The organism is Parafilimonas sp., assembly GCF_051953455.1.
GTDB lineage: Bacteria > Bacteroidota > Bacteroidia > Chitinophagales > Chitinophagaceae > Parafilimonas.
This window is the reverse complement of sequence record NZ_JBQCIT010000014.1, coordinates 405,905-431,742: the sequence shown is the minus strand read 5'-3', so window position 1 is coordinate 431,742 and position 25,838 is coordinate 405,905. Positions and strand designations below refer to the sequence as shown.

27 protein-coding genes are annotated in these 25,838 nt (G+C 39.7%); 16 read left to right on the top strand and 11 right to left on the bottom strand.

Annotated features, from left to right (window positions below):
- Positions 1-110: 110 nt before the first annotated feature.
- A complete protein-coding gene (gene hemN, locus ACTHN6_RS06560) occupies positions 111-1,493 on the bottom strand; it encodes an oxygen-independent coproporphyrinogen III oxidase (protein ID WP_440434932.1) in 1,383 nt (460 codons plus the stop codon).
- Between the two features lie 275 nt (positions 1,494-1,768).
- On the opposite strand from hemN, the gene ACTHN6_RS06555 reads away from it, so the two are divergent.
- The gene (locus ACTHN6_RS06555) at positions 1,769-3,223 is read left to right on the top strand and encodes an alpha-L-fucosidase (protein ID WP_440434931.1); all 1,455 of its coding nucleotides are present in this window, start codon (positions 1,769-1,771) and stop codon (positions 3,221-3,223) included.
- Between the two features lie 42 nt (positions 3,224-3,265).
- Here the strand turns inward: ACTHN6_RS06555 and ACTHN6_RS06550 are convergent, their stop codons facing one another.
- Positions 3,266-4,021, bottom strand: coding sequence for a YdcF family protein (locus tag ACTHN6_RS06550; protein WP_440434930.1), 756 nt, complete (start codon positions 4,019-4,021; stop codon positions 3,266-3,268).
- Between the two features lie 68 nt (positions 4,022-4,089).
- Between ACTHN6_RS06550 and ACTHN6_RS06545 the strand changes: the two genes are divergently transcribed.
- The 3 genes from ACTHN6_RS06545 to ACTHN6_RS06535 are packed head-to-tail and all read left to right on the top strand — an operon-like array spanning position 4,090 to position 5,943.
- A complete protein-coding gene (locus tag ACTHN6_RS06545; protein WP_440434929.1) occupies positions 4,090-4,875 on the top strand; it encodes a glycoside hydrolase family 25 protein in 786 nt (261 codons plus the stop codon).
- Between the two features lie 51 nt (positions 4,876-4,926).
- Positions 4,927-5,544, top strand: a complete 618-nt coding sequence (locus tag ACTHN6_RS06540; RefSeq protein ID WP_440434928.1) for a DNA-3-methyladenine glycosylase family protein — start codon at positions 4,927-4,929, stop codon at positions 5,542-5,544.
- 45 nt (positions 5,545-5,589) lie between these two features.
- A complete protein-coding gene (locus tag ACTHN6_RS06535; RefSeq protein WP_440434927.1) occupies positions 5,590-5,943 on the top strand; it encodes a bleomycin resistance protein in 354 nt (117 codons plus the stop codon).
- 53 nt (positions 5,944-5,996) lie between these two features.
- Here the strand turns inward: ACTHN6_RS06535 and ACTHN6_RS06530 are convergent, their stop codons facing one another.
- Entirely contained in the window at positions 5,997-6,923 is a 927-nt protein-coding gene (locus tag ACTHN6_RS06530; protein ID WP_440434926.1) for a COG4315 family predicted lipoprotein, read from the bottom strand.
- Between the two features lie 324 nt (positions 6,924-7,247).
- Here ACTHN6_RS06530 and ACTHN6_RS06525 point away from each other — a divergent pair, with 324 nt between their 5' ends.
- The 3 genes from ACTHN6_RS06525 (at position 7,248) to ACTHN6_RS06515 (ending at position 8,693) form a co-directional block, all read left to right on the top strand.
- Complete coding sequence (locus tag ACTHN6_RS06525; RefSeq protein WP_440434925.1) at positions 7,248-7,625, top strand: GtrA family protein; 378 nt, start codon at positions 7,248-7,250, stop codon at positions 7,623-7,625.
- Between the two features lie 52 nt (positions 7,626-7,677).
- A complete protein-coding gene (locus tag ACTHN6_RS06520) occupies positions 7,678-8,208 on the top strand; it encodes a gamma carbonic anhydrase family protein (RefSeq protein WP_440434924.1) in 531 nt (176 codons plus the stop codon).
- Between the two features lie 209 nt (positions 8,209-8,417).
- Positions 8,418-8,693, top strand: coding sequence for a hypothetical protein (locus tag ACTHN6_RS06515; RefSeq protein WP_440434923.1), 276 nt, complete (start codon positions 8,418-8,420; stop codon positions 8,691-8,693).
- On the opposite strand, the gene rsgA is transcribed toward ACTHN6_RS06515, so the two are convergent.
- Positions 8,690-9,616: a ribosome small subunit-dependent GTPase A gene (rsgA, locus tag ACTHN6_RS06510; RefSeq protein WP_440434922.1), complete on the bottom strand. Its 927-nt coding sequence runs from the start codon at positions 9,614-9,616 to the stop codon at positions 8,690-8,692. The two genes, ACTHN6_RS06515 and rsgA, sit on opposite strands and share 4 nt — an antisense overlap.
- 80 nt (positions 9,617-9,696) lie before the next feature.
- On the opposite strand from rsgA, the gene ACTHN6_RS06505 reads away from it, so the two are divergent.
- A complete protein-coding gene (locus ACTHN6_RS06505) occupies positions 9,697-10,434 on the top strand; it encodes an SRPBCC family protein (protein WP_440434921.1) in 738 nt (245 codons plus the stop codon).
- Positions 10,435-10,472: 38 nt separating this feature from the next.
- Here ACTHN6_RS06505 and ACTHN6_RS06500 read toward each other — a convergent pair whose 3' ends face one another.
- The 4 genes from ACTHN6_RS06500 to ACTHN6_RS06485 all read right to left on the bottom strand — a co-directional run bounded on the left by ACTHN6_RS06500 (position 10,473) and on the right by ACTHN6_RS06485 (position 14,455).
- Positions 10,473-11,480, bottom strand: coding sequence for a VWA domain-containing protein (locus ACTHN6_RS06500; RefSeq protein WP_440434920.1), 1,008 nt, complete (start codon positions 11,478-11,480; stop codon positions 10,473-10,475).
- A complete protein-coding gene (locus ACTHN6_RS06495) occupies positions 11,452-12,402 on the bottom strand; it encodes a hypothetical protein (RefSeq protein ID WP_440434919.1) in 951 nt (316 codons plus the stop codon). The genes ACTHN6_RS06500 and ACTHN6_RS06495 overlap by 29 nt, the downstream gene beginning before the upstream one ends.
- A gap of 59 nt (positions 12,403-12,461) precedes the next feature.
- Positions 12,462-13,328, bottom strand: a complete 867-nt coding sequence (locus ACTHN6_RS06490; RefSeq protein WP_440434918.1) for a DUF58 domain-containing protein — start codon at positions 13,326-13,328, stop codon at positions 12,462-12,464.
- A gap of 128 nt (positions 13,329-13,456) precedes the next feature.
- Positions 13,457-14,455, bottom strand: a complete 999-nt coding sequence (locus tag ACTHN6_RS06485) for an AAA family ATPase (RefSeq protein ID WP_440434917.1) — start codon at positions 14,453-14,455, stop codon at positions 13,457-13,459.
- A 212-nt stretch (positions 14,456-14,667) separates the two neighbouring features.
- On the opposite strand from ACTHN6_RS06485, the gene ACTHN6_RS06480 reads away from it, so the two are divergent.
- From ACTHN6_RS06480 to ACTHN6_RS06445, 8 genes are all read left to right on the top strand, one after another.
- Positions 14,668-15,564 carry a cyanophycinase gene (locus tag ACTHN6_RS06480; RefSeq protein WP_440434916.1) on the top strand — a complete coding sequence of 299 codons (897 nt, stop codon included), beginning with the start codon at positions 14,668-14,670 and terminating at the stop codon, positions 15,562-15,564.
- Positions 15,565-15,646: 82 nt separating this feature from the next.
- Entirely contained in the window at positions 15,647-16,270 is a 624-nt protein-coding gene (locus ACTHN6_RS06475; RefSeq protein WP_440434915.1) for an SGNH/GDSL hydrolase family protein, read from the top strand.
- Between the two features lie 55 nt (positions 16,271-16,325).
- Positions 16,326-17,303 (top strand): Gfo/Idh/MocA family protein, encoded by a 978-nt coding sequence (locus ACTHN6_RS06470; RefSeq protein ID WP_440434914.1) that lies wholly within the window; start codon positions 16,326-16,328, stop codon positions 17,301-17,303.
- A gap of 142 nt (positions 17,304-17,445) precedes the next feature.
- Positions 17,446-17,889 carry a MarR family winged helix-turn-helix transcriptional regulator gene (locus ACTHN6_RS06465; RefSeq protein WP_440434913.1) on the top strand — a complete coding sequence of 148 codons (444 nt, stop codon included), beginning with the start codon at positions 17,446-17,448 and terminating at the stop codon, positions 17,887-17,889.
- Positions 17,882-19,171, top strand: coding sequence for an MFS transporter (locus tag ACTHN6_RS06460; protein ID WP_440434911.1), 1,290 nt, complete (start codon positions 17,882-17,884; stop codon positions 19,169-19,171). The genes ACTHN6_RS06465 and ACTHN6_RS06460 overlap by 8 nt, the downstream gene beginning before the upstream one ends.
- A gap of 9 nt (positions 19,172-19,180) precedes the next feature.
- Positions 19,181-19,747: an isochorismatase family protein gene (locus ACTHN6_RS06455; protein WP_440434910.1), complete on the top strand. Its 567-nt coding sequence runs from the start codon at positions 19,181-19,183 to the stop codon at positions 19,745-19,747.
- A 129-nt stretch (positions 19,748-19,876) separates the two neighbouring features.
- The gene (locus ACTHN6_RS06450; RefSeq protein WP_440434909.1) at positions 19,877-20,527 is read left to right on the top strand and encodes a DUF2490 domain-containing protein; all 651 of its coding nucleotides are present in this window, start codon (positions 19,877-19,879) and stop codon (positions 20,525-20,527) included.
- A gap of 139 nt (positions 20,528-20,666) precedes the next feature.
- Positions 20,667-21,854, top strand: a complete 1,188-nt coding sequence (locus ACTHN6_RS06445; RefSeq protein ID WP_440434908.1) for a DUF4407 domain-containing protein — start codon at positions 20,667-20,669, stop codon at positions 21,852-21,854.
- 98 nt (positions 21,855-21,952) lie between these two features.
- Here the strand turns inward: ACTHN6_RS06445 and ACTHN6_RS06440 are convergent, their stop codons facing one another.
- From ACTHN6_RS06440 to ACTHN6_RS06430, 3 genes are all read right to left on the bottom strand, one after another.
- Positions 21,953-24,502, bottom strand: coding sequence for a M1 family metallopeptidase (locus ACTHN6_RS06440; RefSeq protein WP_440434907.1), 2,550 nt, complete (start codon positions 24,500-24,502; stop codon positions 21,953-21,955).
- Positions 24,503-24,811: 309 nt separating this feature from the next.
- On the bottom strand, positions 24,812-25,240 hold the full coding sequence (locus ACTHN6_RS06435) for a VOC family protein (RefSeq protein WP_440434906.1): 429 nt from the start codon (positions 25,238-25,240) through the stop codon (positions 24,812-24,814).
- Positions 25,241-25,272: 32 nt separating this feature from the next.
- Positions 25,273-25,797 (bottom strand): DinB family protein, encoded by a 525-nt coding sequence (locus ACTHN6_RS06430; protein ID WP_440434905.1) that lies wholly within the window; start codon positions 25,795-25,797, stop codon positions 25,273-25,275.
- Positions 25,798-25,838: the final 41 nt, after the last annotated feature.

The window sequence follows — 25,838 nt, the reverse complement described above, 5'->3', positions numbered from 1 at the left end:
AATCTGTAAAATTATTGTACAATCATAAGCATTATTTATTGCATAAAAAATGGAAAGGAAGGTTTTTCAGATTGCCTGCTGAAAAAATAATGATAAAATGCGCTCTGTTTTTAAATGCTTTTGCTAAACACCTGGTTATTTAAAGTGCTTATATTTTGCCTGTGCAGCTTTAAATCGAAAGCGCTGGCGATATTCCTGATAAAAAAATGACCTTCGGGTGTAAGCTTTGCTGCTGTTTTATTAAACACTACAAGGCCATCTTCTGCAAACTCCTGCAAGGCAGGAAAACTGTATTCTTCCAGCAAAGGCAAAGATTCTTCAAGAAAATATGTTTTGCCTTTGCAGCAAATATCCAGTATGTATTGTTTGAAGATTATATCTTCTTCATTTAAAAAATAACCTTTGCGCACCGGTATTTCGCCATTATGCACACGCTGATAATACCCGGCGATTGTTTTTTCATTTTGCGCATATCCTGTACCGCTGTCGCTTATGGCAGAAACGCCAAGACCGGCCAGCATACCGGTTTGCTGGGTTGTATAACCCATGAAATTGCGGTGCAACGTTCCATCCACAGAGGCTTTATATAAAGCATCGTGCGGCAATGCAAAATGATCCATGCCAATATCATAATAACCATTATCAAGCAGCAGTTTTTTGCCCGTTAAATACAGTTCAATCTTTTGTGTGGCGCCGGGCAGGTCGTGCTCATCAAACAGCCGTTGCGCCTTACTTGTCCATGGTACGTGTGCATAACTGTAAAACGCAATCCTGTCGGGCCTTAATTGCAATACTTCATTAAAAGTTTGCTCAATGCTGTCAACCGTTTGAAAAGGCAGGCCGTAAATAAGATCGAAATTCACAGAAGTAAACCCGGTTTTTCTTGCTGTATAAGTTGCTTCTACCACATTTTCAAAAGGCTGAATGCGGTTGATGATTTTCTGCACATATTCATTATTATCCTGCACGCCATAACTTATGCGGCGAAAGCCGAGATCAAACAACGTTTGTAAATGTTCTTTGGTTGTATTGTTTGGATGGCCTTCAATGCTGAACTCATGCTGCGGATGAATAACCACATCATTCAATATATTATTTAACAGGCATTTTAAATTTTCAGGCGAAAAAAATGTAGGTGTGCCGCCGCCAATATGCAGTTCGCGTATTACCGGTTTTGTCTCCATCAAATCGCGGTAAAAACTCCATTCTTTCTGAATAGCCGGTATGTATTCACTTTCCACCTTATGATTGGTGGTTATTTTTTTATTACACCCGCAATACGTGCAGAGCGATTCGCAAAACGGCAAATGCATATAAAGGCTTATGCCCCTGCTTTTATTATTGAGCATAAATTGCTCCCTAAAATTCTCTTTCCAGTCATATACTTTTATTCTATCCTGCCAGTAAGGAACGGTGGGATAGCTTGTATAACGGGGCACAGGTAAATTATATTTGTGCACCAGCCTTTTGTCAATAAATGCTTTATTCACCATTAATCAAAATTAACTGGCCTGCACAGCGTGAAAGATGATTGCCGGCATAACCCACTGCCGGAAAAGATGATTTAAATCATGCTTTGGCTGCAATGAAAAATTTAACCTGCTTATATCTTTGATTTCTTTGCATGATTGCTTTAATTTAAAAGCCTCAAAGCATACATAATAAAAATTGAGAAGAAAGAAATTAATTATACAGAATTATAAACCAGCATTAATCTTTTTTATCAACATAAAGAAGATCGGCGCATAAAATCACAAAACGATTGCAAATGAAAATTCCAGAATTTATTATTGTTGTTGCAGCATTACTTTTTTTTAATACCGCTCCGTTTGCACAAGACCGGTATCAGCCCACGTGGGAATCGCTTTCAAAATATCAAACCCCGGAGTGGTTTCGCGATGCGAAGTTTGGCATCTTCATTCACTGGGGCGTTTATTCCGTGCCGGCGTTTGGAAATGAATGGTATCCGCGCAATATGTACCAGCAGGGATCTGAAGAATATAAGCATCATGTTGAGAAATATGGCCCGCAAAATAAGTTTGGCTACAAGGATTTTATTCCCATGTTCAAAGCAGAAAAATTTAATGCAGATGAATGGGTGGCGCTTTTTAAAAAGGCCGGCGCTAAATATGTAGTGCCCGTTGCCGAGCATCATGATGGGTTTGCCATGTATAAAACAGCTTTGTCAAAATGGAATGCAGCAGAAATGGGGCCGCACCGCGATATAGTAGGCGAGCTGGATACAGCCGTTAAAAAGGCCGGCTTGATTTTCGGTGTATCATCGCATCGCATAGAACATTGGTGGTTTATGAATGGCGGCAGGAAATTAAACAGTGATGTGAATGATCCGGCATACGCAGATTTTTACGGCCCTGCAAGAGAACAAAATGAAACAATGAGCCCCGAATATATGAACGACTGGCTGCTGCGGTGCACGGAGTTAGTAAACAAATACCAGCTGCAATTGTTCTGGTTCGACTGGTGGATTGAACAGCCTGCACTGGAGCCATATCGTAAAAGCTTTGCCGCTTATTATTACAATAAAGGCCTGGAATGGAATAAAGGTGTTGTAATAAATAATAAATATGCGCTTGCTTATCCTGAAGGAACAACCGTGCTGGATATTGAACGCGGCAAACTTACAGGCATCAGGAAACTGCCCTGGCAAACAGATGATGCCATCAGCTATAAATCCTGGGGTTATATACCTAATGATAGTTTTAAAACTGCCAAATATCTCATTAATAATTTAATTGATATTGTTAGCAAGAACGGTAACCTCTTATTGAATATCGGGCCGCGGCCTGACGGAACCATTCCTGAAGAAGCACAGCAGCGTTTGCTTGAAATGGGCAAATGGCTTGCTATAAACGGCGAAGCTATTTATGCAACACGGCCGTGGAAAATTTTTGGTGAAGGGCCCACAGAAGTGGCCGGCGGCGCTTTCAGCGATGCAAAAGATAAACCTTTTACAGCCGATGATATACGGTTTACCACTAAAGGCGATACGCTGTATGCCATAATGATGGATATTCCGCACGAAGATATTCTTATAAAAAACCTGTCATCAGCTTCAGGCAATAAAGCAATTGAATCTGTTGTATTGGTTGGCAGCAATGACAAAGTAAGCTGGTCTCAAACCAAAAACGGTTTAGTTATAAAACCGCACAAAAATTACCCTTCAGATTATGCGGTGGTTTACAGGATAGCATTTATTAAATAAAACAGGTTGTATTAAATTAATGAGTTCAAATTTGAAAGGGTTTCAATCTTTCATTAAATGTTTATCAAATCCCGCGGCAACAAGCTGTTCATAAGCCTGCCAAACGTCATCCGGAATTTGCTGATAAACCTGGAAGCCTTTCGCCGGGTAAAACTTTATGCGTTGCAAATCACCCACCATAATATGAATTACTTTTTCCATCGATATTTCTTGTGTGGGATAATCTTCAAATGCAATTTGTGGGGAAGTAACCACCAGCTTTTTATCCGGCCAGTGCTGTTTGAAAGTGGCATAACTTCTTCTTTCCATATATGGCTTCTGCACTACAATAAAAGATGTTGGATCCAAATTTTTTCCTTTCAGCAGTTGTTGTGTGAACAAAATGTTTTCACCGGTATTGGTTGATTTGTTCTCAATAAGTATTGCATCTTTTGAAACCCCCATTTTTAGGGCAACTTCAGCAAATAAATCTGCTTCAGACTGTGTCCACATTTCTTTGGTGAAATTACCGAGCCCGCCGGAGAAAATAAGCAACGGCGCCCAGCCATCAAGGTATAATTGTGCAGCGCGTTCCGCTACACGCAGGTCGTGGCTGCCCAATGCCAGTATGCAATCCGCTTTTTCCAGTGTATGGTTCGTGTGATGATAATCCCAGAGCTTTTTAGCCAACGCAAGCGTTTCTTTATTCAGCATGGCGCTAAAATAAAACAGGAAATTGTTATTGGTTGCAATCTTTTGCTTTAAAAGATGGGGCTGAGGTTTGATTGCATTTTTGCAAACCTTCTGTGAACTTTTCAATAATAAAATATTAGAATTGCCGCATTAATCGTTTATAAATAATAATTGCTGATAACAATTGCAGAGGAATGGCGAAAGGTAAACGTTCTAAGAAAAAGGCTGGTAACAAATTATTTATTATCGCTTCGGTGATTGTGGCAGCCTTATCGCTATTTATCTGGGTTCAATATCTCATCAAACATAAAAAAGAAGCAGCCCGTTTTGCACTTTATCCCGGTTTTGGCATACAGGTACCGCTGGGTTATACTATTCATGGTATTGATGTAAGCAATTACCAGGGTAATATTCACTGGCCTGCAGTGGCACAGATGCAGGACCAGGACATCAGCATAAAATTTGCATTTATTAAGGCTACTGAAGGGCTTAGTAATGTCGACAGGCAGTTTAAACGCAACTGGCAAAAAGCAAAAGAAACCAATATAACACGCGGCGCTTATCATTTTTTCCTGGCCACCAAAAGCGGCCGCAAACAGGCGCAGAATTTTATTAAGCATGTCCAGCTGGAGCCTGGAGATTTGCCTCCTGTACTTGATATTGAGGAATTATATGGCGTGCGGCCAGACAGTATGCGCAGCCGCATTCGTGCATGGATTACTGACGTTGAAGATGCTTATAATGTAAAACCGGTTATTTATACCAGCGCATCGTTTTACAAAAATTTCCTTGGCCATGAGTTTGATGAATACCCATTGTGGGTGGCACATTATTTTGTAAAAGAACAACCCGGTGTTGCTGAAGGCTGGTATTTCTGGCAGCACAATGCAACCGGCAAAGTAAACGGTATAAAAACACGGGTTGATTTTAATGTGTTTAGCGGCGATACTACTTTATTCAAAAGCCTGCTGGTGCCGTAGCCATTAAAAAAAGCTCACATTTTTGAGTTTTGAATTTTTATTTTTGACTTAATGGAATACATCGAACATTTAAGTAAAGATAAAAAGCTGGCTGCGTTTATAAACGGCCCTGTGCATGAACGCATACAGCCGCATAAGAATATTCCGGTGCAATTAATTGGCAGTATTATGAGCCAGCAGTTGAGTACAAAAGTGGCCGACGTTATTTATAAACGATTTCTTGCCTTGTATAATGATAAACCACCAAAACCGCAGCAGATAATTGATACACCGAATGAAATGCTGCGAGCCATTGGTTTATCAAATGCCAAAGTTAATTATGTAAAAAATGTAGCTGTCTTTTGCATGGAGCATAAGGTAACCGACAAAAAGCTGCATGCCATGAGCAATGAGGATATTATTGCATTGCTTACGCAAATAAAAGGCGTGGGTAAATGGACGGTTGAAATGCTGCTGATGTTTGCGCTTGGCCGTGAAGATGTTTTTTCTATTGATGATTATGGCGTACGTTCAGCCATGATTAAAATTTATAAACTGGAAAAACTTGATAAGAAAAAACTGAACGAAAGGCTGCTGAAGATATCAGGCAAATGGTCGCCTTACAGAACGTATGGCTGTTTGTATTGCTGGCATTTAAAAGATAATGCGCCGGTGGTGGAGAAGGCGTAATTGACAGAGAAAATAATAATATTTAACCTGTAAAATAAAAACACAATGCTTACATCCATTCATCCAAAACTGCCCATGCGCAATAAATCCGTTACAAAAGATTATTACATTAATCAATTAGGCTTTGAACAGTTTGGCGGCGATTATGACGGCTATCTCATGATGCAAAAAGATAATATTCAAATTCATTTTTTTGAATTTAAAGAACTTGATCCAAAAGAAAATTATGGCCAGGTATATATCAGAACAAATGATATTGACACCTTTTATCAATGGTTGCTGGATAACAAAATAGCAATACATCCAAATGGGCACCTCGAATTAAAACCCTGGAAGCAGAAGGAGTTTTCTTTGCTTGATCCGGATAACAATTTGCTCACATTCGGGCAGGATGCATAAAGTTTGAAGAAGATAGTTGCGCCATGCACCAGGCAGGGCGCAACCATATTTTTTTAAGGCGTGGCTGGCGCTATATCTTTAACCGGCACCGGCCATATTCCGGGCACAGGAAATGAAATGCCCTTGTTTGCGCCCATTACCATTGCATCCTGGCCAAAATAATACAATGGCCAGCTTTTATACGTAAGCTGTGTTTTGCCAAATACATCAATGGTATTGAATAAAGATGCATCCAGTGAAGAAGGCGCTACCACATCACCTTGCTGATAAATGGGCCATATGGCATCGTTGGAAAAATCGGGCTTGGTGAAATTATTTTTATCAAACTTATCATTAATAAATGTATACAGCGTAATGCCATTGCCATCTGTAAAATATAATGTTTTCCCTGTTCCTTCTGTATAATCTGAAGTATAATTTTTTCCATCGTGACCCACCAACTGGGCATTGGTAAGCATAATCGTGTAATCAGGTTTTGCAACAAACCATATACCACCAACATTTTCGCCTGTGGTTTCGCCCGGCGCTTCAGGTGTGTTGGTGCCACTTACATCGGGCGCATAATAATAAAGTGGCCTGCCTTTATACACCAATTGCGTTTTACCGGAAGCATTAGTGGTGGTACCGAAATCAGCAACGTTGAGGCCGTCGCCAAATTTATCCGCTGTAATGGCATCTATGGTAAACGCCGGCCATACAGCTTCGCATCCGCCTGAGCATGTGCTCGTGCCCGACGCATCGTTGGCAAAATAGTATAAGGTTCTGCCGTCTTTATCTGTAAGAATTTTTCCTAGTGAAGCATTTGTTGCAAGCTGAACCTGTATAGGCGAAGGCGGTGGTGGGGGCGGTGTGTTATCATTTGATTTTTTACATCCGCTTGCTAAAATGAAACCAGCAAAAGCTATGCTTAGATATATAATAAATTGCTGCCTGCTGCTATGCACTATTAAATGTTTGATATTATTTGAGATGCTTTTCATTGCATGAGTTTTAAATGGTAATAAAAAATCCCTATTAACGAGAATTAATGGATGATATACAGAATCTTTATTCGAAGGGTTGGTTTAACAGTCCTCCGAAAATTGTAATGTTGGCTTAATCAGAATCGATTCGATTATTGCTATGGCATATTAAACCAGCAGGAATTTGTAAAGGTTGCTTTAGTGAAACAAATATTATTTGCGCGGTAGTTTACTGCAATATCTTTTGAATTTGAACCTGAAGAAACCGGCATACATTGTAAAAAAATGAAGCATTTTTTATACGAAAACTTATAATATCACAACCGGACTTTATTTTGCGTCATGGAATTTTTTGAGAAAGTACTTAAGTTCGGTATAGTCGGGTTTATCGGGATGCTTGTTGATTTCCTGGTAACCTGGTTATTAAAAGAAAAATTAAAGATAAATAAGTACATGGCCAATAGCCTTGGCTTTACCTGCGCGGTGATCAATAATTTTTATCTCAACCTTAAATGGACTTTCCAGGCTACGGGCAATACAAATATCTTTTTCATAAAATTTATACTTATTTCTATAGTGGGCCTGGCATTGAATAATATGTTTGTTTATCTGTTTAATGAAAGATTTTCCGTAAACTTCTACGTTTCAAAAGTGCTGGCGGTGGTTTGTGTTTTTGCCTGGAACTTTACCGCTAATAACTATTTCAATTTCCATACCTGATGGTTAGCCTTTAACATATTGGTTATCTTTGGGTAAATAAAAATTCTGAATTATGGCTTTTATCATTCCCTGTCTCGATAAATCTCCCCGTTTTGGCTCAAACTGTTTTATTGCACCCAATGCCGCTGTGGTTGGCGATGTTATTATGGGAGATGAATGCAGTGTATGGTTTAATGCTGTTGTTCGCGGCGATGTAAACCATATAAAAATAGGCAACCGGGTTAATGTGCAGGACGGCGCCGTTATTCATTGCACTTATCAAAAAAATGCAACCGAAATAGGAAACAATGTATCCATTGGCCACAACGCTATTGTGCACGGCTGTACAATAGAAGACGATGTGCTGATTGGAATGGGCGCCATTGTAATGGACAGGTGCATTATAAAAAGCAATTCCATAATTGCAGCCGGCGCCATTGTGCTGGAAGGTACTGTGGTTGAATCAGGGGCAATTTATGCAGGCGTTCCCGCTAAAAAAGTAAAAGATATTTCAACCGACAGTATACATGGCGAAATAGAACGCATTGCCAAAAACTACACAAAATATTCTTCCTGGTTTTCTGAATATAATGCAGCAAAATAGATTAAGTTATTGTCTGATAACTGTTGACTGTTGGCCGCAATTTAAAACTTACTGTTTTTGAAACACCCGGGGCAGTAAGTGTTTCCCCAATCAATATTTACGACGATTAATACACAATTGTGTTAATTCATTGTAACTTAAGTAGTTGAGGAAATGCTTTTGCCAGTTATGGAATGAATATTGTTGAGCAATGCTAACTAATTATTAATATGAAACCATTTGAATACAGCACCTTTACCGAAACGGTTATTAGTGAAAACGGCAACCTGCAGGACTTTTACCGTCTTGCTAATGTATTGAGCAAAACCCGCCATGTGCACCTGATGTCAAAAGAAGATGATGCCATAGTGGTTGAATGGCATTACAAATATCGCGGCGATGCTTTATCCCTTCAATACAGCGTTTACAACGGCGTTACGCTGTTGTATAATGGCAAAGACAAAAAGAACGCAGACAAAATTGCCGGCCGGTTACGTAATGGTTAGTAATTATTTTCAGGAATAGATTCGAGGATGTTATAATAGCTCAGATAACGTTCCATATATATTTTACCTTCTTCTACCGCTTCTTTTACTGCACAACCCGGTTCTTCAATATGCAAACAATTATTAAACCTGCATTGCTGCAATAAATTCCGCATTTCAGGAAAATAATGCGATAATTCAGTCCTTTCCATATTGGTTAATGCAAATTCCCGTATGCCGGGCGTATCAATTATTCTCCCGCCAAAGGACAGGTCGTGCATCTCGGCATAAGTGGTGGTGTGCATGCCTTTGCCGCTCCAGTTACTCACTTCTTTTGTGCGAATCCCCAAATGTGGAAGAAGATAATTAATGAATGTGGATTTTCCGGTGCCGCTGTGACCATACACCAGGGTAGTATTATTTTTCAACAGGCTTTTTATTGCATCCAGCCCTTCATTTGTTTTTACACTTATAGCATACACAGAATAATCAATGCTCTCATAAATCTGTTTAAGCTTGTCAAAAGAATCCCATTCCTTCTTTTTATAAATATCAGTTTTATTGAAAACAATTATAGATGGAATATGATAGGCTTCTGCCGCTACAAGGCACCTGTCAATAAAGCCCTGCGAGGTTCTCGGTTCTTTTAAAGTTGCAAGCAATAAAGCCTGGTCAATATTGGAAGCAATTATATGCTGCTGCTTTTTATTCCTCGGTGAATTGCGGGCTATATAATTCTTTCTTTCATAAATATCATGAATGATAGCATTGTTGCCAGCGGTATCTTCCACTTCAATTTCAACTATATCACCCACGGCAACAGGATTGGTGGAGGTTATATCATCAATTTTAAAAATTCCTTTCATTCGTGCATTGTAAATTGCACCATCTTCGGTTTTTGCTGTATACCAACTGCCTGTTGATTTATAGATACGCGCAAGCATTTAACGAAGATAGAGGAAGGCAATTGATAAATGTAATAAGTGGAATGAGCTTTGCAGCATAAAACAAAAAAAATTCACAGATGCATAATTATAAACTTAGCGGAAATGCGTTTGAACCACGGGCAACGAAATTATATGAAAACAGTAATGTTATAAATGTTGGAAAAACAGGGCGCATCGTTTCACTGGCTGCCGGAGCCGTTTTGTATGGCATGGCCATAAAAGGAAAACAAGGCATAGTAAAGAAGGCGCTGCGTTATGGCGGAATGTATTTTCTTTACAGGGGGCTCTCCGGCAATTGTTTACTAACCGCGTTGGCCAAACGCGAAGAGTACAGAATGCATACCCGTGCTGTAAACATAAGGACTTACTTTATTGTAAAAGCGCCAAGGCAACTGGTTTATGAATCATGGCGAAACCTTGAAAGATTGCCACGTTTTTTAAAGCATATAAAAGAGATTAAGGTGATTGATGAATTGCATTCCGTTTGGGTATTGAAAACCCCTGGACGCCTTCCCGCCATTGCATGGAAAGCCGAAATTATTGACCAGGAAGAAGGCCGTGAGTTAAGCTGGCGCTCCCTCCCGGGTTCTAAAATAGAAACTGCTGGTAAAATTACATTTGCTAACACCACCGGCGGAACGGAGGTTAACCTTATGATCAGCTATCGTCCTCCGGCCGGTTATATCGGGTCTGCCGCAGCAACTGTAATCAATCCCTGGCTGAAGGAAGTAGTAAAGGAAGATTTAACTCGTTTTAAAAGGTATATTGAAGCGAAAGCTATTGAATACAGCCATATAGGATATGATTTTACATAACTGTTTTATTTGCTGGTGCAGATTTCAAAAAAAAATGTTTAAGGGAATTTCCGGAATACCGTATAACGCAGCAAAACTTCAATTAAAATATAAATAACTGCGGCAACAAGCAGGGGCAGAAATTTATCTGTATAACGGTTATAAGTTTTTACTTCTATTTTAGATTTTTCAAGCTGGTTTATACTGCCATAAATTTTTTGCAGGGCAGATTTATCGATGGCATGGAAATACTGGCCGCCCGTTTCATCAGCAAGCTTTTTTAACAGGGTTTCATTGTACTGCAATGTTTTATGCTGCACAACCGGCCCCAGCGGTGAATCCACCACTTCATCCACTTCTTTTTCGGAGCCCACTCCAATGGTATAGATTTTTATACCGTAATATTTTGCCATCTGTAGCGCCATATCAGGAGGAATGGTTCCTCCAAAATCAACGCCATCGGTTAAAAGAATGATTATTTTACTTTTTACTTTGCTGTAACGCAGCCTGTCAACACTCGTTGCAATACCACTGCCGATAGCTGTTCCTTCATCCTGCAGGTAACCACTTTGTATATTTTTTACCTGGTTTAAAAGGGCATTGTGATCGGAGGTGAGCGGGCACAAAGTAAAACTCAGGTTACTGAAAATTACAATGCCAATTTCATCACCCGGCCTGTTGCTTACAAAGCTCGATGCTACCTGCTTCGCCGCTTCAAGCCGGTTAGGGTCAAAGTCTTTTTCGGTCATGCTGCCGCTTATATCAAAGCACAGTACAATATCAATTCCTTCTCCTTCATTTTCCGTTTCTGTGAATTTGATGCGTGGCCTGGCAAGCGCCAGAATTAAACATATTAGGGCAAGGCATCTTAACACAAAAGGCAAATGCCTTAACGATACTCTCAGATTTTTGGTTATCCTTACAAAATAAGTGGTGGTAACCAGCATAGATGCCTGCTGCTTTTTGTTGCGCCTTATATATTCATAAATTAATATGGGCATTAACAATAAAGCACCCAAAACCCAGGTATGCGCAAATTCAATATTTCGGTACCAGTCTGTCAGCATCTGTTTTTGCCCTGTTTATATTTTCATCAATGTCTTTAATTATCCGGATAACTTCCTGCAACGTGCTTTTGCTTTCTGTTTCGCCGGGCAAATACCGGGCAAATTTTACCGATGCATTCAAATCGAATATCCGGCTGAAATTATTTCTTTCAGCTATATCCTGCATATAAAATTTAAGACGGGGTAATAATTCGCCTGCGGTTAAATGCAGCGCTTTTATATTGGTTACTTCTTCAATATACTGCCTCGTGGCATCATCCATATCTGAATGGAATTTCTTTACAGCGGCAGTTGATGATAAGCTTTGTTGCTGCAAAGCCTTTAGCTTCTCCAAAGCCCTTTCCAGTGGTGTTCCTTTTAATTCAGGCTTGGGCTGCGGTGCAGGTTTTTTCTTTCTTTTTATGATGATGAGTGCAATAATCGCTATCAGCAAAACCAATAGCGCAGCTATAATTACGGGCCGCCAGTTAAAGCCTGTTTGCACATCAATAATATCTTTTATGGGATGATATTCTTTTAAAGAAGATACATCCACAGGAAGCACGGTTAAATAAAGCGGTGTGGTTTGAAGCTGTATTTTTTTGCCGGTTGATTTTTCCTGGATAATAAAATTAAAAGGACCAAGCTGCCACCGGCCTGAATCGAAAGATGTAATTACAAAGTTTTGCTGGTAAGTGAAATTGCCGGCGACATTAATGGTATCAATGGCAGCGCGTTTCACAATTTCTGCATGGTTAATGGTATCATTTATTTGCGGCCATGTTGCAACAAAGAAATTATTTTCATCTATCCTGTTAAGACTTATTTTAAGCGTAACCTGTTCGCCCAATAAAATCTTATCCCTGTCAATGGATGCAGATACACTTTGCGCGGAAGATGTAAAAAAGATAGCTGATGCAAAAAGGACTAAGAACGTCTTCATTGCACAAGAGAAAGTTGCAACCACTGTTGACTGTTGACTGTTGACTGTTGACCGGTTTCTCATGCCCGCTTCATAAAAAATTGCTGCAAGGCTTTTACATAATCGTCGCCTGTTGCAAGTTGAACAAGATCTGCGCCGGCAAGCCTGAAAACGCGCCTCGCATCTTCCTGAATTTTGTTGAATTGCCTGTTATATTCTGCCCGCATTACCACATCGCTGGTATTTAATAAAATGCTGCGGCCGGTTTCAGCATCCTGCAATTGCAATAAACCCATTTTAGGCAGATCAATATCCCTTTTATCATGCACCTGTATGCCAATTATATCATGGCGTTTTGCGGCAACTTTAAGCGTTTGCTCATAACCGGCATCAGCAAAATCACTTAATATAAAAACAATACTTTTATGCCTTGTAACACGGTTCAGGTAGGCGATGGCTTTCGTAATATCCGTTTGAGATGATCGTGGCTGAAAGGTTATCATTTCACGCAGCATATATAAAACATGTTCTTTGCCTTTTTTTGCAGGAATATATTTTTCAACTTTATTGCTAAAAAAAATAAGCCCCGCTTTATCGTTATTACTAACAGCCGAAAAGGCAAGCAAGGCCGCCATTTCTGTTATCAAATCTTTTTTACTTTGTTTAAAAGTGCCGAACAAACTGCTGGCACTTACATCAATCAATAAAAAAACACTCAGCTCTCTTTCTTCTTCAAAGATTTTGCTGTAGGTATGATCCATTCTTGCAGAAACATTCCAGTCAATAAACCGCACATCATCCCCCGGCTGGTATTCACGCACTTCTTTAAACGCCATGCCCTGCCCGCGAAAAGCAGTATGATATTCACCCGTAAAAAGGTGATTGGTTAAACGCCTGCTTTTTATTTCGAGCGCCCTTACTTTTTTTAATAACTCGCTTACTTCCATTTATGGTTTGTAGTTTATGGTTTGTAGTTTATAGTTGTTGAACTTCAAAAGTTCCGAGGCTCAAACAATTTTTATGAGTAGCTTGACGCCTCATTAAACTTAAAACCTAACTATAAACTACAAACTCTTTACGGCACATTCACCGTTCTCAAAATCTCTGATATAATTGTTTCCGCCGTTATATTTTCTGCTTCTGCTTCGTAGGTTAAACCAATGCGGTGACGCAATACATCTTTGCAGATCGTTTTTATATCATCCGGAATTACAAAACCGCGTTTATGCATAAAGGCATGCGCTTTTGCAGCCAGTGCAAGGTTAATGCTTGCCCTTGGCGAAGCGCCATAGCTAATGATATCACGTAATTTTGATAAATTATACTGATCCGGAAACCTGGTAGCAAAAACTATATCAACAATATATTTTTCAATTTTCTCATCAATATAAACCTGCCTCGTTAATACTTTTCCTGCATTCACTTCATCCAGGCTAACCACCGGTTCTATAATTGGTAATTGCATACCCTGCACCTGGTTGCGGATAATCATTTGCTCTTCCTGTTTATCAGGATATTTCACAATCACCTTCATCATAAAACGGTCAACCTGTGCTTCAGGCAGTGGATAGGTGCCTTCCTGCTCCAGCGGGTTTTGCGTTGCCAGCACAAGAAAAGGCTCCTGCAAATGATATGTTTGTTCTCCAATAGTAACCTGTTTTTCCTGCATGGCTTCCAGTAAAGCACTTTGCACTTTTGCGGGGGCGCGGTTTATTTCATCCGCCAAAATAAAATTGGCGAAAATGGGCCCTTTGCGCACAATAAATTCGTTGCGTTGCTGATTATAAATCATAGTGCCGGTAACATCGGCAGGTAACAAATCCGGCGTAAACTGTATGCGGCTGAATTTTGCATGTATGGCCTGCGCCAGCGATTTTATGGTTAGCGTTTTTGCAAGGCCCGGCACCCCTTCCAGCAAAATATGCCCGTTGCTCAACAAAGCAATCATAAGACGGTCCACCATTTCATACTGGCCTATTATCACTTTGCCTAAAGTGTTGCGTAATGTTTCAGTAAATATGGAAGCCTGCTGAATTTTTTCATTTAAAATCTTTATATCTTCTCCCGTTTGCATTGATTGTATTTATGATTGAAAAATGCTCTGGTTACAAAGTAATGCGGTATAGTATAATGCAAAAAATAATGTTGCAGCTTTAACCAACAATTATGCCGCAAGCAGGCATTTACATGATATTGTTTTATCCTCATACTATGCACATAATAATCGTTAACGTTTTTACGCAGTGCCTGAAAAAATGATTATCTTATTTTTGCATAATCACTATTATGAGTATGCAAATACCAAAAGGAAAGCTGATTGCAATTGGCGGGGCAGAGGATAAAGGCGTGGAAACGGAGATAGGCGAGTTGCAAAAGAATAATCTTAACTTTTTTGAACTGGGCATTTTGCGCCGGATTGTTGAGGAAGCCGGCGGTATTGAAAAGCGGATAGAGGTGGTTACTACAGCTTCTATGATACCGCACCAGGTTGGCGAAAATTATCTTAATGCTTTTGGCAAAATAGGCTGTATAAATGTGAAGCTAATGCATATCCGCACCCGGGAAGAACTGCAGCAACCTGAATATTTAAAACGGTTGAAAGAATGTGATTGTGTAATGTTTAGCGGTGGTAACCAATTGCGGCTTACGGCAACGCTTGGCGGCACTACGTTTATGAAAACCTTGCGGGAAAGGTATTGGAACGAAGATTTTATTATTGCCGGTACATCTGCCGGCGCCATGGCTATGAGCAGTACCATGATCTATGAAGGCAATGCTTTTCGTGCGCATTTAAAAGGACAAGTGAAACTTACGGCAGGCCTTCATTTAATTGATAATGTTATCATCGATTCTCACTTCGAGAAACGTGGCCGCTTTGTAAGGCTGGCACAAGCGGTTGCCGGCAACCCGGCCTGTATAGGCATTGGGCTGGGAGAAGATACGGGCATGATTATAACAGGCGGCAATAAAATGGAAGCTATTGGCAGCGGCCTTATTGTTATTATCGACGGCCACGAAGTAATACATACGAACATCGCTGATATCCCGGAAGGCAACCCAATGAGTATAGAAAACCTGCGCGTTCATTTCTGTGCAAGAGGTAATGGCTACTTCGTTGATGAAAGAAAATTTGTTGAGAAAATGGGTAAAGAAACCACGCCACTCATGACTGATGTTATTTAATCACACCTATTTATTATCGGCCATTACAGGCAAACTAACCTGGATATTTCTTTTAGTTGCTGTAGTTATAATAATTTCTTTTTTGAAAGACAAAAAACAGAAAGGGAAAAAAGTAATCTTTTTTGGCGATTCACTCACGGAATATGGCGCGAACAGAGGCGGTTATATATATTTAATGAAACGCATGCTGAAAGAGCAGCAAATAAACGATTACAACCTTGTTGGAGCTGGCATTGCCGGAAATAAAGTAACTGATCTTCAGGAACGGTTAGTGCGGGATGTAATTTCGAAATCACCGGATATAGTTATTATATGGATTGGCATAAACGATGTATGGCATAAATACTCGCATGCAAATGGTACCGACGAAGATACTTTCAACAAAACCTACCGCAATATTGTGAAGCAGCTACTCGCAGATAATATAAAAACTTTGTTGATTACCCCCAGTGTAGTTGGCGAAAAAACAGACCGCTCAAACCTGGCTGATGATGAACTTGATACCTATTCGCAATTAATCAGGAATATTGCGGCAGATTATCATTTGCCTTTATGCGATATGCGCCTTCTGTTTGCTTTACATGAAAACGAAAATAATCATGCAAATGTTGAAGCAGGTATTCTTACACATGATACTGTTCATTTGAACGATGCCGGTAATAAGTTTGTTGCAGAAGAAATGTGGAAGGCTTTAAAAGCGATGTAATTCTTTCCATATACGTTAACTGCAAACCGCTTTATCTTTGCCCGCAAAATTTTGTATGCTGAAGATTGGAATTTTTGGCGTTGGCCACCTTGGAAAATTTCACCTGAATAACTGGAAAGAAATTAAGAACGCCGAAGTTGTTGGTTTTTACGATCCCGATGATAATAATGCAAAAGAAGTTGAAGAAAAATACCAGGTAAGAAGATTTACCGATATTAATGCCTTGCTTGATATATGCGATGCTGCGGATATAGTAGCGCCTACCAATCTTCACTTTGAATTATGCCAGGCGGCTATAAAAAAAGGCAGGCATGTTTTTGTGGAGAAACCAATGGCTGACACGCTTGATCAGGGAAAGCAGATAGTACAGATGGTGAAAGAGGCAGGTGTAAAATTACAGGTTGGTCATGTGGAAAGATTTAATCCTGCATTTCTCGCCATAAATAACATGACTTTAAATCCTATGTTTATTGAAGTGCACCGCCTTGCACAATTTAATCCGCGTGGTACCGAGGTTAGTGTAATACTCGACCTCATGATCCATGATATAGATATTATTTTAAAGATTGTAAAAAGCGATGTAAAACATATTTCGGCCAGTGGCGTTGCCGTTATGACCGATACACCTGATATTGCCAACGTTCGCATTGAATTTAATAACGGTTGTGTGGCCAATTTAACCAGCAGCCGTATAAGCATGAAGAAGATGCGTAAGATGCGCCTTTTTCAGAAAGATGCTTACATAGGCATCGATTTCCTTGAAAAGAAAACCGAGATTATTAAGCTTAAAACAAATGAAGATAAAGATGCGTTTACATTTGATATTGAAACGCCATCCGGCAATAAAACGCTTGCTATTATCAACCCGCCTGCCACGCCTGTAAATGCTATAAAAGAAGAACTACAATCATTTGTAAAATCGATCAGCCAGAATAAAAATACCATTGTGAACGAAATTGATGGTTTGCTTGCAATGGAAGTAGCACACAGCATTTTAGAGAAGATTAATAAAGCGGCCAACAATATTTCATAATTAAAATATTACAATTGCTGAAATAAAGCTCTGCATCGCAGGGCTTATTTTTTATTATTTAAAACCTGCGTAGCACTTTTAAAAACATGTAACATTATTATACTTAATTTTGTAAGGTAAACTTACAAGTTTTACTTATAATATGGCAAAGCAATCCAATCTTGAGCTTGTTTCAGAAGTTCGCACCACGGTTACAAGGCTTGTAAAAAAACTGCGCAGGCATTCTGCAACGGGCATTACCCTTTCGCTCACCGAAAGATCGGTGCTGGGCTTATTAAGCCGTTCAGGGGAAATGCTGCCCAACGAACTGGCCACTGCAGAAAAAATTACTACCCAGTCAATGTCGCAGATATTAAATCACCTTACCGAAATGGGGTACATTAACAGGCGCGCCTCAAAGGAAGATAAACGTAAATCGCTCATATCGCTTTCTGCAAAAGGCACGGCAATTGTTAAGCAGGTAAGGGATGAGAAAGACAACTGGCTTTACCAGGCAGTGATGCAAACCTGCACTGCGGCAGAAATACAGGCGCTTAAAAAAGCGTTGGTGCCATTAAAAAAAATAGTGGATTTTGAAGATGACTGAAGCAAAACATAAGCGCAACATCACAACGTTTGAAGCATTCAAGAGCCGTAATTACCGGTTATATTTTTTAGGGCAATCCCTATCGCTTATGGGTACATGGATGCAGAAAACAGCCGTAAGCTGGGTGGTGTATTCACTTACGCACTCTAAGTTTATGCTGGGGCTTTCGCTGTTTGCCACTATGTTTCCTGCATTCATATTTTCTTTCGTAGGCGGCGCCACTGCCGACAGGCATAACCGTTACCGCGTATTATTAATAACGCAGGTGGTCTCAATGGTGCAGGCTGTAGTATTAACGCTTATTGTTTTCTTCGGACATTATTCTGTATGGACAATTTTAGCATTAAGTTTTGTGCTTGGTATTATCAATGCCTTTGATGTGCCTGCAAGGCAATCGCTGGTGAACGAACTGATAGAAGATAAAAAATACCTTGGCAACGCCATTGCTTTAAATTCTTCCATGGTTAATTTATCCAGGTTAATAGGGCCTGCCATTGCCGGTTTTATACTTGAAACATTTGGTGATGTATTTTGCTTTGGCATCAACGCCATAAGCTTTATTGCTGTTATTACATCTTTGTTAATGATACGGCTTCCCAAAGCTGAAGTGCAACGTCATAAGAAGAATATTTTACAGGATATAAAAAACGGGTGGAGCTATTTAAAAAATGAAAAGCAGTTAAGGTTCATTATATTCATGCTTGGGTTGATCAGTCTTTTTGTTTTGCCTTTCTCCACCTTAATGCCCGTATATGCCAAAGATATTTTTAAGGGAAACGCTTCCACTTTTGGTGTAATCGACAGCATGATTGGCCTGGGCGCGTTAAGCGGTGCTATGTTTTTAGCTTCGCTTAAACCCAGGGCTAACCTTAGAAAGGTGCTTGGCATAAATACATTGATCTTTGGCATTGGGCTGATATTGTTTTCTTATATGCATCATTACCCCACTGCGCTTGCCTGCGCCGTATTAACAGGCTTTGGAATGATGTCGCAGGTTACCATTACCAACACCATTGTTCAAACCACGGCAAACCCTGCCATGCGCGGCAGGATGATTAGTTTTTATGCAATGGCATTCTTTGGTATGCAGCCACTGGGCGGATTGATCGTTGGTTCCATATCACAATGGATCGGTGTTCCCAATACAGTATTGGCGCAGGGATGCATAGCGATACTGATCGGCATTTTGCATATCCGCTTTTTGCAAAAAAATAAATTCAGCATTAAAAGGAAAACTGTTCAGCAAATGATTCAACCCGCTGAAGAAGCTCCGGCATCTTAAAAATAAATTATGATAACAGCAATTGATATAAACACAGCCCTGGTATTAATCGATCTTCAAAATTCAGTAATGGCTGTACCCATTGTGCATTCTATGGATGATATATTAAGCAACGTCAATAAGCTTATTTCAGTTTTCAGGAGAAAGGGTTTGCCCATTGTTTTTGTAAATGTAAAACCAGGCGGACGCTGGCTGAATGCAAGGAAAGAAACAAAAATGCCTGCCTATCCTGATGATGAAAACCTGTATAAAATAACGGATAAACTGCATATGGAAAGCAGTGATATTTTCATCACCAAACATACGTGGAACGCATTCTTTGAAACGTCATTGAATGATGAATTAAGGCGGCGGCATATCACAGGCATCGTGTTGGCCGGCGTTGCAACGAGCATTGGCGTGGAGGGTACGGCAAGAACTGCAAGCGAGCTCGGTTACAATATAAGTTTTGCATTCGATGCTATGAGTGACCGGAATGAAGATGCGCATAAGCGCAGCCTGGAATATATTTTTCCAAGAATAGGCGAGGTGGGTAGTACGTACGATATTATTGCGATGGCGGAGCAATTGCAATGATAAATGTTAAGATATGCCGGTAAAGGCTGATAAAAAATAATCCGAATTTATATTGCGCAAAAACCCATGCGCAAACAAAAGTTTTTATTATTCATCATTATTGCTTTTTGCTTTTGCAAAACATCCGCAGTGGCTCAAACTGTATCGGAAAACACCGGCTGGCTGGCCTGGTTTAATACGTATAAATTTTCGAAAAGTTTTGGTTTAACATCAGATGTGCAGTTTCGTTCTGCAGATAACTGGGATTACGTACGGAATATTTTGATAAGACCGGGACTTACTTATTATATCAATAACAAAAGTAACGTAACTGCCGGTTATGCATATATCGGCTCGTTTAACAAATTGCCTGAGCCTGCAAAAAATGCACTTACAGAAAACCGCATTTTTGAGCAATATGTTTATGCTGTAAAACTGGGGCAAACATCTTTGCAAAACCGGTTGCGGCTGGAGCAGCGGTTTATAGAACGGCAGGCTGATCATATTTTTTCTCAGCGGCTGAGATATTTTGCGAGATTAATTGTTCCGTTGGTTAAGCAGGAAGCAGCATTCAGCAAAGGCCTTTTTGCTGCTGTGCAAAATGAAATATTTTTCAATATACAGAACAAAGATGCGCTTAATAACAGCGCATTCGATCAGAACCGGGCTTATGGCGCCGTTGGCTATCGGTTTAGCCATAAGTTTGATATGGAAGCAGGTTATCTTAATCACTATGTAAACGGCGCTGCAAATAATGTTTCCAATAACGTTATACAGCTTGCCCTTTATACAAGATTTTAAATGGCAGCGTTTGGAAAGTTTGCAATTTTCTAAAAGCTAATCGTTAAATTTCTCCAACTGCACAATCAGCATTAATTTGCTGCGTTTCCAGTAAAGTCCCAATCTTCACCAACCATCATTCACCAATAAATTTCATTTAATGGAATCGAATGCGCATTCTTTTTTGGGAAGGGACGATTATAAGCCTTCATCATTCACGCAGTTTTTGTGGTGGCTGGCCACTGCTGAAAAAGAGCTGATAAAAGATTGCTCTGTTGACCGTAACCGCTATGCCATTACCGGTGCAGCCGTGTTGGGAACATGGGCCTTCGCCACACTTGCTTGGAGTTATTTTTTCAGTACGGTTGTAAACAGTATGATTGCTGCCATACTGCTGGGTATCTTCATGGGCTTTATTATTCTTGGCATTGACCGCACTTTAATCAAAGGCATTACAGCCGCCAATAAACGCAAAGCATTACCCATTGTTTTCAGGATGTTACTGGCACTAACCATCGGAACATTTATGGCGCAACCTGCATTATTGTATTTATTCAATAAAGAAATTCATGTGCAGATTTCTTTGGATAATGAACATAGAAAAATAGCCAAGCTGCGTGAACTGGATAGTTTATATGCACCTGAAATAAACGGCTTGCTGCAGCAAAAAAAATCAATTCAGCAACAGCTTAATGCAAAATATAATGAAGTGGCAGCGAGCCGCAATGCTTTTATTGCTGAAACCGATGGCACGGGCGGCAGTGGTAAAATAGGCCTGAAGGATATTGCCCGTGCAAAACAAAATGAGTATATAAAACTTAATGAAGCCTATAATAGTTTAAATGCTGAAGTGCAGCCGGAGATAAATAATATTGACAGTGCATTAAGCACCGTCAATCAAACCAAACAAAAAGAAATGCAGGCTTTTAATGTTTTAATGAATGATGGTTTTTTAACGCAGATAGAAGCTTTACATAACCTTATCAAAAATAATACGGCTGCGCAGTTTCGTTATTATTTGCTGATTATTATTCTGGTGTTAATTGAACTGATGCCTGTAATTGCAAAATCATTATTGCCTGATGGAACGTATGATGAAAAAGTAAGGTTGCGTGAGATAATGGAGAAAGAAATTGTAAAAGAAAATATTCAGCAGGAAGGAAAACTGAAAATGATGTATAATACTGTTGCTGCTGAGCAGGAAGGTGAACTTATACATGCTTTTTTTGATGCTGCACAAGAAGAACGCAGGCAGAAAATGCACAACAAGCTTCAGCGCTGGAAAGAAAATGATGGCGGCAGTTTTAATAAGTTGTGGGGTAATTTTAAAAAGGATGTTTTAATGTGAGTACTCTTTCGGGCTGCACATTGCTTCGCTTATCATGTTACTAAAATTGCCCGCGTATATCTTATTTATCTGAAAGTTTCGGTAGGTTTTAATAATTATCATTGCGCAGCACTACTAATATGCAGCGTGATTCTTTCCGCCCTGAACAACATATCAGTTGCCTGGTATATTTTTCTTTTCAGTATAGGGTTATAATCAGGGTGCTTTTCTAAAAACGAATGCACCATATCAGCAGCGCTCTGCGACTGGTATGAGCCAAATGATGTGTTCAGCCAGCGCATAGCAAAGAACACACTGCCGGTTTGCTGCACATCAGCCAACCAATCCAATGTTTGCGGCAGGTACTTTTCCGAGTAAGCAGTCCTTAGCGGGTGATGCAGGTAAGAGAGTGCCGTCAATACCCAGGCTTCATTCATGCGGTTGGTTTTAACCGATAAAGAATTAAAAAAGGAATCTCTTGTATTTGGATTGTTTGAAAGTGATGGCAGCAAATATTTAAACCTCGCTTTCCTGTCTGCATCTGTTATTCTTGAAAGTTGTGCAGTTAAAATAGTATCGGTAGCAGGATACTGCCGTATGGCAAGGTCAGCCGCCATTGATGTATAATCATCGGGCGTTAATAACACACCCTGCGGTGCTTTTTGCATTTGCCATACATGAAAAATATTTTCTGTGGCAGGCTTTGTTACTGCAATGCTTTTATATAACAAAAACAGGATACGCTTTTTTGCTGCATTGTCAGCACGCAGCATAGACTCCCATACAGATGTTTCCATTCCTGCGGCAATTGTATCTCTTTCAGCAGGCAATAAAAATTGCCAATAAATAGTGCTGAACTGCCCGCTTAAAAGGTTTACGATAAGCTCTTCTTTTTCTGTTGACAGGCTTTTAATACATGTATTCAAAAATTCCTGCGGTGTTAATGTAGAACCATTCAAAACATTTTCATACAGGTTAATGTACCCTGATAAACGCATCAGCGGGTCTTTCAGCAGGTATATATTCGGCGGCATATTTTTACCGGCAGGAAATAATCCATAACCATTACCCAGCGCATTGAATAATATAAATGAAGGCTGCTGTATTTTTTCAGCCGCTTTTAATACAACAGATTTTTTATCCATATTCACAGGCAATATTTTTACACTGTCTTTATATACAAATGCCATTGAAAATTGCTGGCTCCACAAACCCGTTTTTCCGCCTTCACCTGCCTGTGCAATTACAAACTGCGTATATATATCGTTTGCAGTACCCATGGCATAGCTTATTACAGGACGTCCTTCCCCGTTAATCCAGGTATCGTTCCACGCGGTAATATCTTTATTGCCTGATTTACGCATGATAGTTATTAAATCAGGCCATCCTGCATTTTTATAGGCGTAAGTTTTCAGATATTCCTGCGCCCCTTTTTGAAAGGCAGCTGTGCCCACGAGCTTTTCCAGTTGTCTTAAAACGATGGGCGCTTTATCATAAATAATTGCACCATATAATAAACCTGCCTGGTTCAGGTTATCTAACTGCTGCCGGATGGGATGCGTGCCTTCTGTTCTGTCAACCGAATAGGCAGCAGGATAATGATCGAGCATAAAACGGAAATTGCTTTTATCATCAGGCATCAGTTCATCCGCTATTTTATCAGCCATAAAATTGGCAAACACTTCTTTCATCCAAACATCATTGAACCATTTCATGGTAACCAGGTCACCAAACCATGCATGCGCTATTTCATGCGATAATAATTTTAACCTGCCAAGCCTTTGGCTTTGCGTAGCGGATTTATCAAGAAAGAGAGAAGATGCGTTATAGTCAATCGCGCCTACATGCTCCATGCCCCCAAACTGGAAATCAGGCATAGCAATAATATCCAGCTTTTGAAAAGGATAGGGAATACCGGTATATTTTTCCATGAATTGCAGTGCAGCATACTGTAACTGCAAAATAGTATCAATGCTGTAATGCAGTTTAGCTGTATCTGTTTCGCGGTAATAAAGGTTTATGAGTGTGTCATTGAACTTTTTTGTGGCTCTTTCAAATTTCCCGGCTACAATAGAAAATAAATAAGTGCTTATAGTATCGGATGTTTTAAACGAATAGGTTTTTTCATTTCTCCTGGCATGGGTGTTTTGCACAGCGCCATTGGAAACAGCAGTCCAGCCTGATGGCACTGTTGCTTTCACGGTAAAAACCGCTTTAAGGTCGGGCTGATCAAAACAGGGCATAAAAGTTCTTGCCCTTTCAGGAACAAACAAAGTGTACATAAATTCAGGCTTGCGTGTAAGCGCTTCGTTGCCTGCAATAAATTTTACTTTAATATTATTGCTTCCTTTTTTTAAAAGATGCGGCGGTATAAAGATGTGTTCATTTCTTGTTATTACACGTGCCTCTTTTCCGTTTACCTTTAGCAACTTAACATGGCTGGAATCATTCTTGAAATCAATCAGTAAACTATCATGTGCATTGGCAAGATCAAATGCAATCGTTTCTTCCCCGGTAATGGCATTTTCTGTTGCTGCAGGAATATGCACAGCAATTGTGTAATGAATATTATTAAGCAAGGCCTTCCTTTTTTGCGCCAGTGAGAAGGAGATGCCCGGATCATTAACAGAAGTATCTGCGGTTATTGCCTTATCAGCTTTACAGTTCACAAATATTATAGCTATAAGACAACAATAAAAAAGTTTTGGGAAGAAAAAGATACTTGGTTTATTCATACACACCTGCTGTTATTGTTTAATTATATGGCGCAAAATAAAAAGAGTTGTCAACTATACTTCCCAAATTAAACATCTTAACAGGCATTCGGTATAAAAAATATTTAGAGGTTGCTTCGCAATTCTCAGCCGCATGGATGATGCGGGTAAAATTTAATGAGTATTTTTTGAATTCAACGATTATTGAAATACATGAAAAAGCCCTGCTTATGGCAAGGCTTTTTCATGGTAGTATTTTTTAACCTATGTGTTTTGTGACGAATAATTGATCATCCACTTCACACCATATTTATCAGTGAAGCTTCCGAAATAATCGCCCCAGAACTGGTCTGCCATTGGCATTTCCACCTGGCCGCCTGCTGATAAACCGTTGAATAATTTATCAGCTTCTTCTCTTGAATCAGGGAAGATGGAAACATAATTGTTGTTGCCTTCAATAAGTTTATGTCCCATCGATGGAACAATGTCTGAAGCCATCAGCAGGTCGTTGCCAACCGGCAGGGCGATATGCATTACGCGGTTCTTTTCTACTTCAGGGAGATTTTCACAACCGGGCGCATTGCCCATTTTAAACACTTCGCCGCGGAATTCGCCGCCAAAAACGGATTTGTAAAAAGTGAATGCTTCTTCTGCTTTACCATCAAAATTGAGGTAAGGATTTAATTTAGGCATGTCGTTAAATTTAAATTGTTGTTTAAAAATTATTAATAAGGAATAGTTTCGTTTACATCATATTTCATGGCTTCATAACCGAGAATTTTACGCATCAAACCTATCTGGCCGCAGAGATAATCCTCTCTTCCAATGCACATACCAATGAAATTCAAAACATTTTCTTCGAAAAAAGAAACATCCATGCCAAGAGGAAATTTTTCTGCCAGCTTATCGTCGGTTGTTTCCAGTAATTTTTGATACGTTAGTGATGAAATTGTATGAAAATTTTCTTTGAGTTTTTCCAATGAGGGATAATCAAATTTTTCATTTAATGCTTTTGCCTGGAAAAACAATTCATTGTATGGATCTTCTTCACGCAAACCAAGTACCTGACCCAGGCCATAACGCATGTTCACAAAATTGCCGGCCATCCAAACTATATGATTGGTTTTGCCATCAATCCGTTTCATGGCATCTGCCGCTGAAATGCCATCTAATGCATTTAAAAAGATTTGGGAATGCATTCTGTATGCAGGAATAATAATTTCAAGTTTTTGAGATTTCGGTGTATTCATAATTGTGTTGTTTTAATGGTGAGTTGCGAGTAGTTAAGTCT

What these genes read in the sequence shown, in the direction of transcription:
- ACTHN6_RS06525 (WP_440434925.1), top strand. Translation starts at nt 7,248, where the DNA reads ATGGAATTTTTTGAGAAAGTACTTAAGTTCGGTATAGTCGGGTTTATC.
- ACTHN6_RS06520 (WP_440434924.1), top strand. Translation starts at nt 7,678, where the DNA reads ATGGCTTTTATCATTCCCTGTCTCGATAAATCTCCCCGTTTTGGCTCA.
- ACTHN6_RS06500 (WP_440434920.1), bottom strand. Translation starts at nt 11,480, where the DNA reads ATGCTGACAGACTGGTACCGAAATATTGAATTTGCGCATACCTGGGTT.
- ACTHN6_RS06445 (WP_440434908.1), top strand. Translation starts at nt 20,667, where the DNA reads ATGGAATCGAATGCGCATTCTTTTTTGGGAAGGGACGATTATAAGCCT.
- ACTHN6_RS06535 (WP_440434927.1), top strand. Translation starts at nt 5,590, where the DNA reads ATGCTTACATCCATTCATCCAAAACTGCCCATGCGCAATAAATCCGTT.
- ACTHN6_RS06470 (WP_440434914.1), top strand. Translation starts at nt 16,326, where the DNA reads ATGCTGAAGATTGGAATTTTTGGCGTTGGCCACCTTGGAAAATTTCAC.
- ACTHN6_RS06545 (WP_440434929.1), top strand. Translation starts at nt 4,090, where the DNA reads ATGGCGAAAGGTAAACGTTCTAAGAAAAAGGCTGGTAACAAATTATTT.
- ACTHN6_RS06530 (WP_440434926.1), bottom strand. Translation starts at nt 6,923, where the DNA reads ATGAAAAGCATCTCAAATAATATCAAACATTTAATAGTGCATAGCAGC.
- ACTHN6_RS06430 (WP_440434905.1), bottom strand. Translation starts at nt 25,797, where the DNA reads ATGAATACACCGAAATCTCAAAAACTTGAAATTATTATTCCTGCATAC.
- ACTHN6_RS06540 (WP_440434928.1), top strand. Translation starts at nt 4,927, where the DNA reads ATGGAATACATCGAACATTTAAGTAAAGATAAAAAGCTGGCTGCGTTT.
- hemN (WP_440434932.1), bottom strand. Translation starts at nt 1,493, where the DNA reads ATGGTGAATAAAGCATTTATTGACAAAAGGCTGGTGCACAAATATAAT.
- ACTHN6_RS06495 (WP_440434919.1), bottom strand. Translation starts at nt 12,402, where the DNA reads ATGAAGACGTTCTTAGTCCTTTTTGCATCAGCTATCTTTTTTACATCT.
- ACTHN6_RS06435 (WP_440434906.1), bottom strand. Translation starts at nt 25,240, where the DNA reads ATGCCTAAATTAAATCCTTACCTCAATTTTGATGGTAAAGCAGAAGAA.
- ACTHN6_RS06465 (WP_440434913.1), top strand. Translation starts at nt 17,446, where the DNA reads ATGGCAAAGCAATCCAATCTTGAGCTTGTTTCAGAAGTTCGCACCACG.
- ACTHN6_RS06555 (WP_440434931.1), top strand. Translation starts at nt 1,769, where the DNA reads ATGAAAATTCCAGAATTTATTATTGTTGTTGCAGCATTACTTTTTTTT.
- ACTHN6_RS06460 (WP_440434911.1), top strand. Translation starts at nt 17,882, where the DNA reads ATGACTGAAGCAAAACATAAGCGCAACATCACAACGTTTGAAGCATTC.
- ACTHN6_RS06505 (WP_440434921.1), top strand. Translation starts at nt 9,697, where the DNA reads ATGCATAATTATAAACTTAGCGGAAATGCGTTTGAACCACGGGCAACG.
- ACTHN6_RS06480 (WP_440434916.1), top strand. Translation starts at nt 14,668, where the DNA reads ATGAGTATGCAAATACCAAAAGGAAAGCTGATTGCAATTGGCGGGGCA.
- ACTHN6_RS06485 (WP_440434917.1), bottom strand. Translation starts at nt 14,455, where the DNA reads ATGCAAACGGGAGAAGATATAAAGATTTTAAATGAAAAAATTCAGCAG.
- ACTHN6_RS06490 (WP_440434918.1), bottom strand. Translation starts at nt 13,328, where the DNA reads ATGGAAGTAAGCGAGTTATTAAAAAAAGTAAGGGCGCTCGAAATAAAA.
- ACTHN6_RS06515 (WP_440434923.1), top strand. Translation starts at nt 8,418, where the DNA reads ATGAAACCATTTGAATACAGCACCTTTACCGAAACGGTTATTAGTGAA.
- ACTHN6_RS06455 (WP_440434910.1), top strand. Translation starts at nt 19,181, where the DNA reads ATGATAACAGCAATTGATATAAACACAGCCCTGGTATTAATCGATCTT.
- rsgA (WP_440434922.1), bottom strand. Translation starts at nt 9,616, where the DNA reads ATGCTTGCGCGTATCTATAAATCAACAGGCAGTTGGTATACAGCAAAA.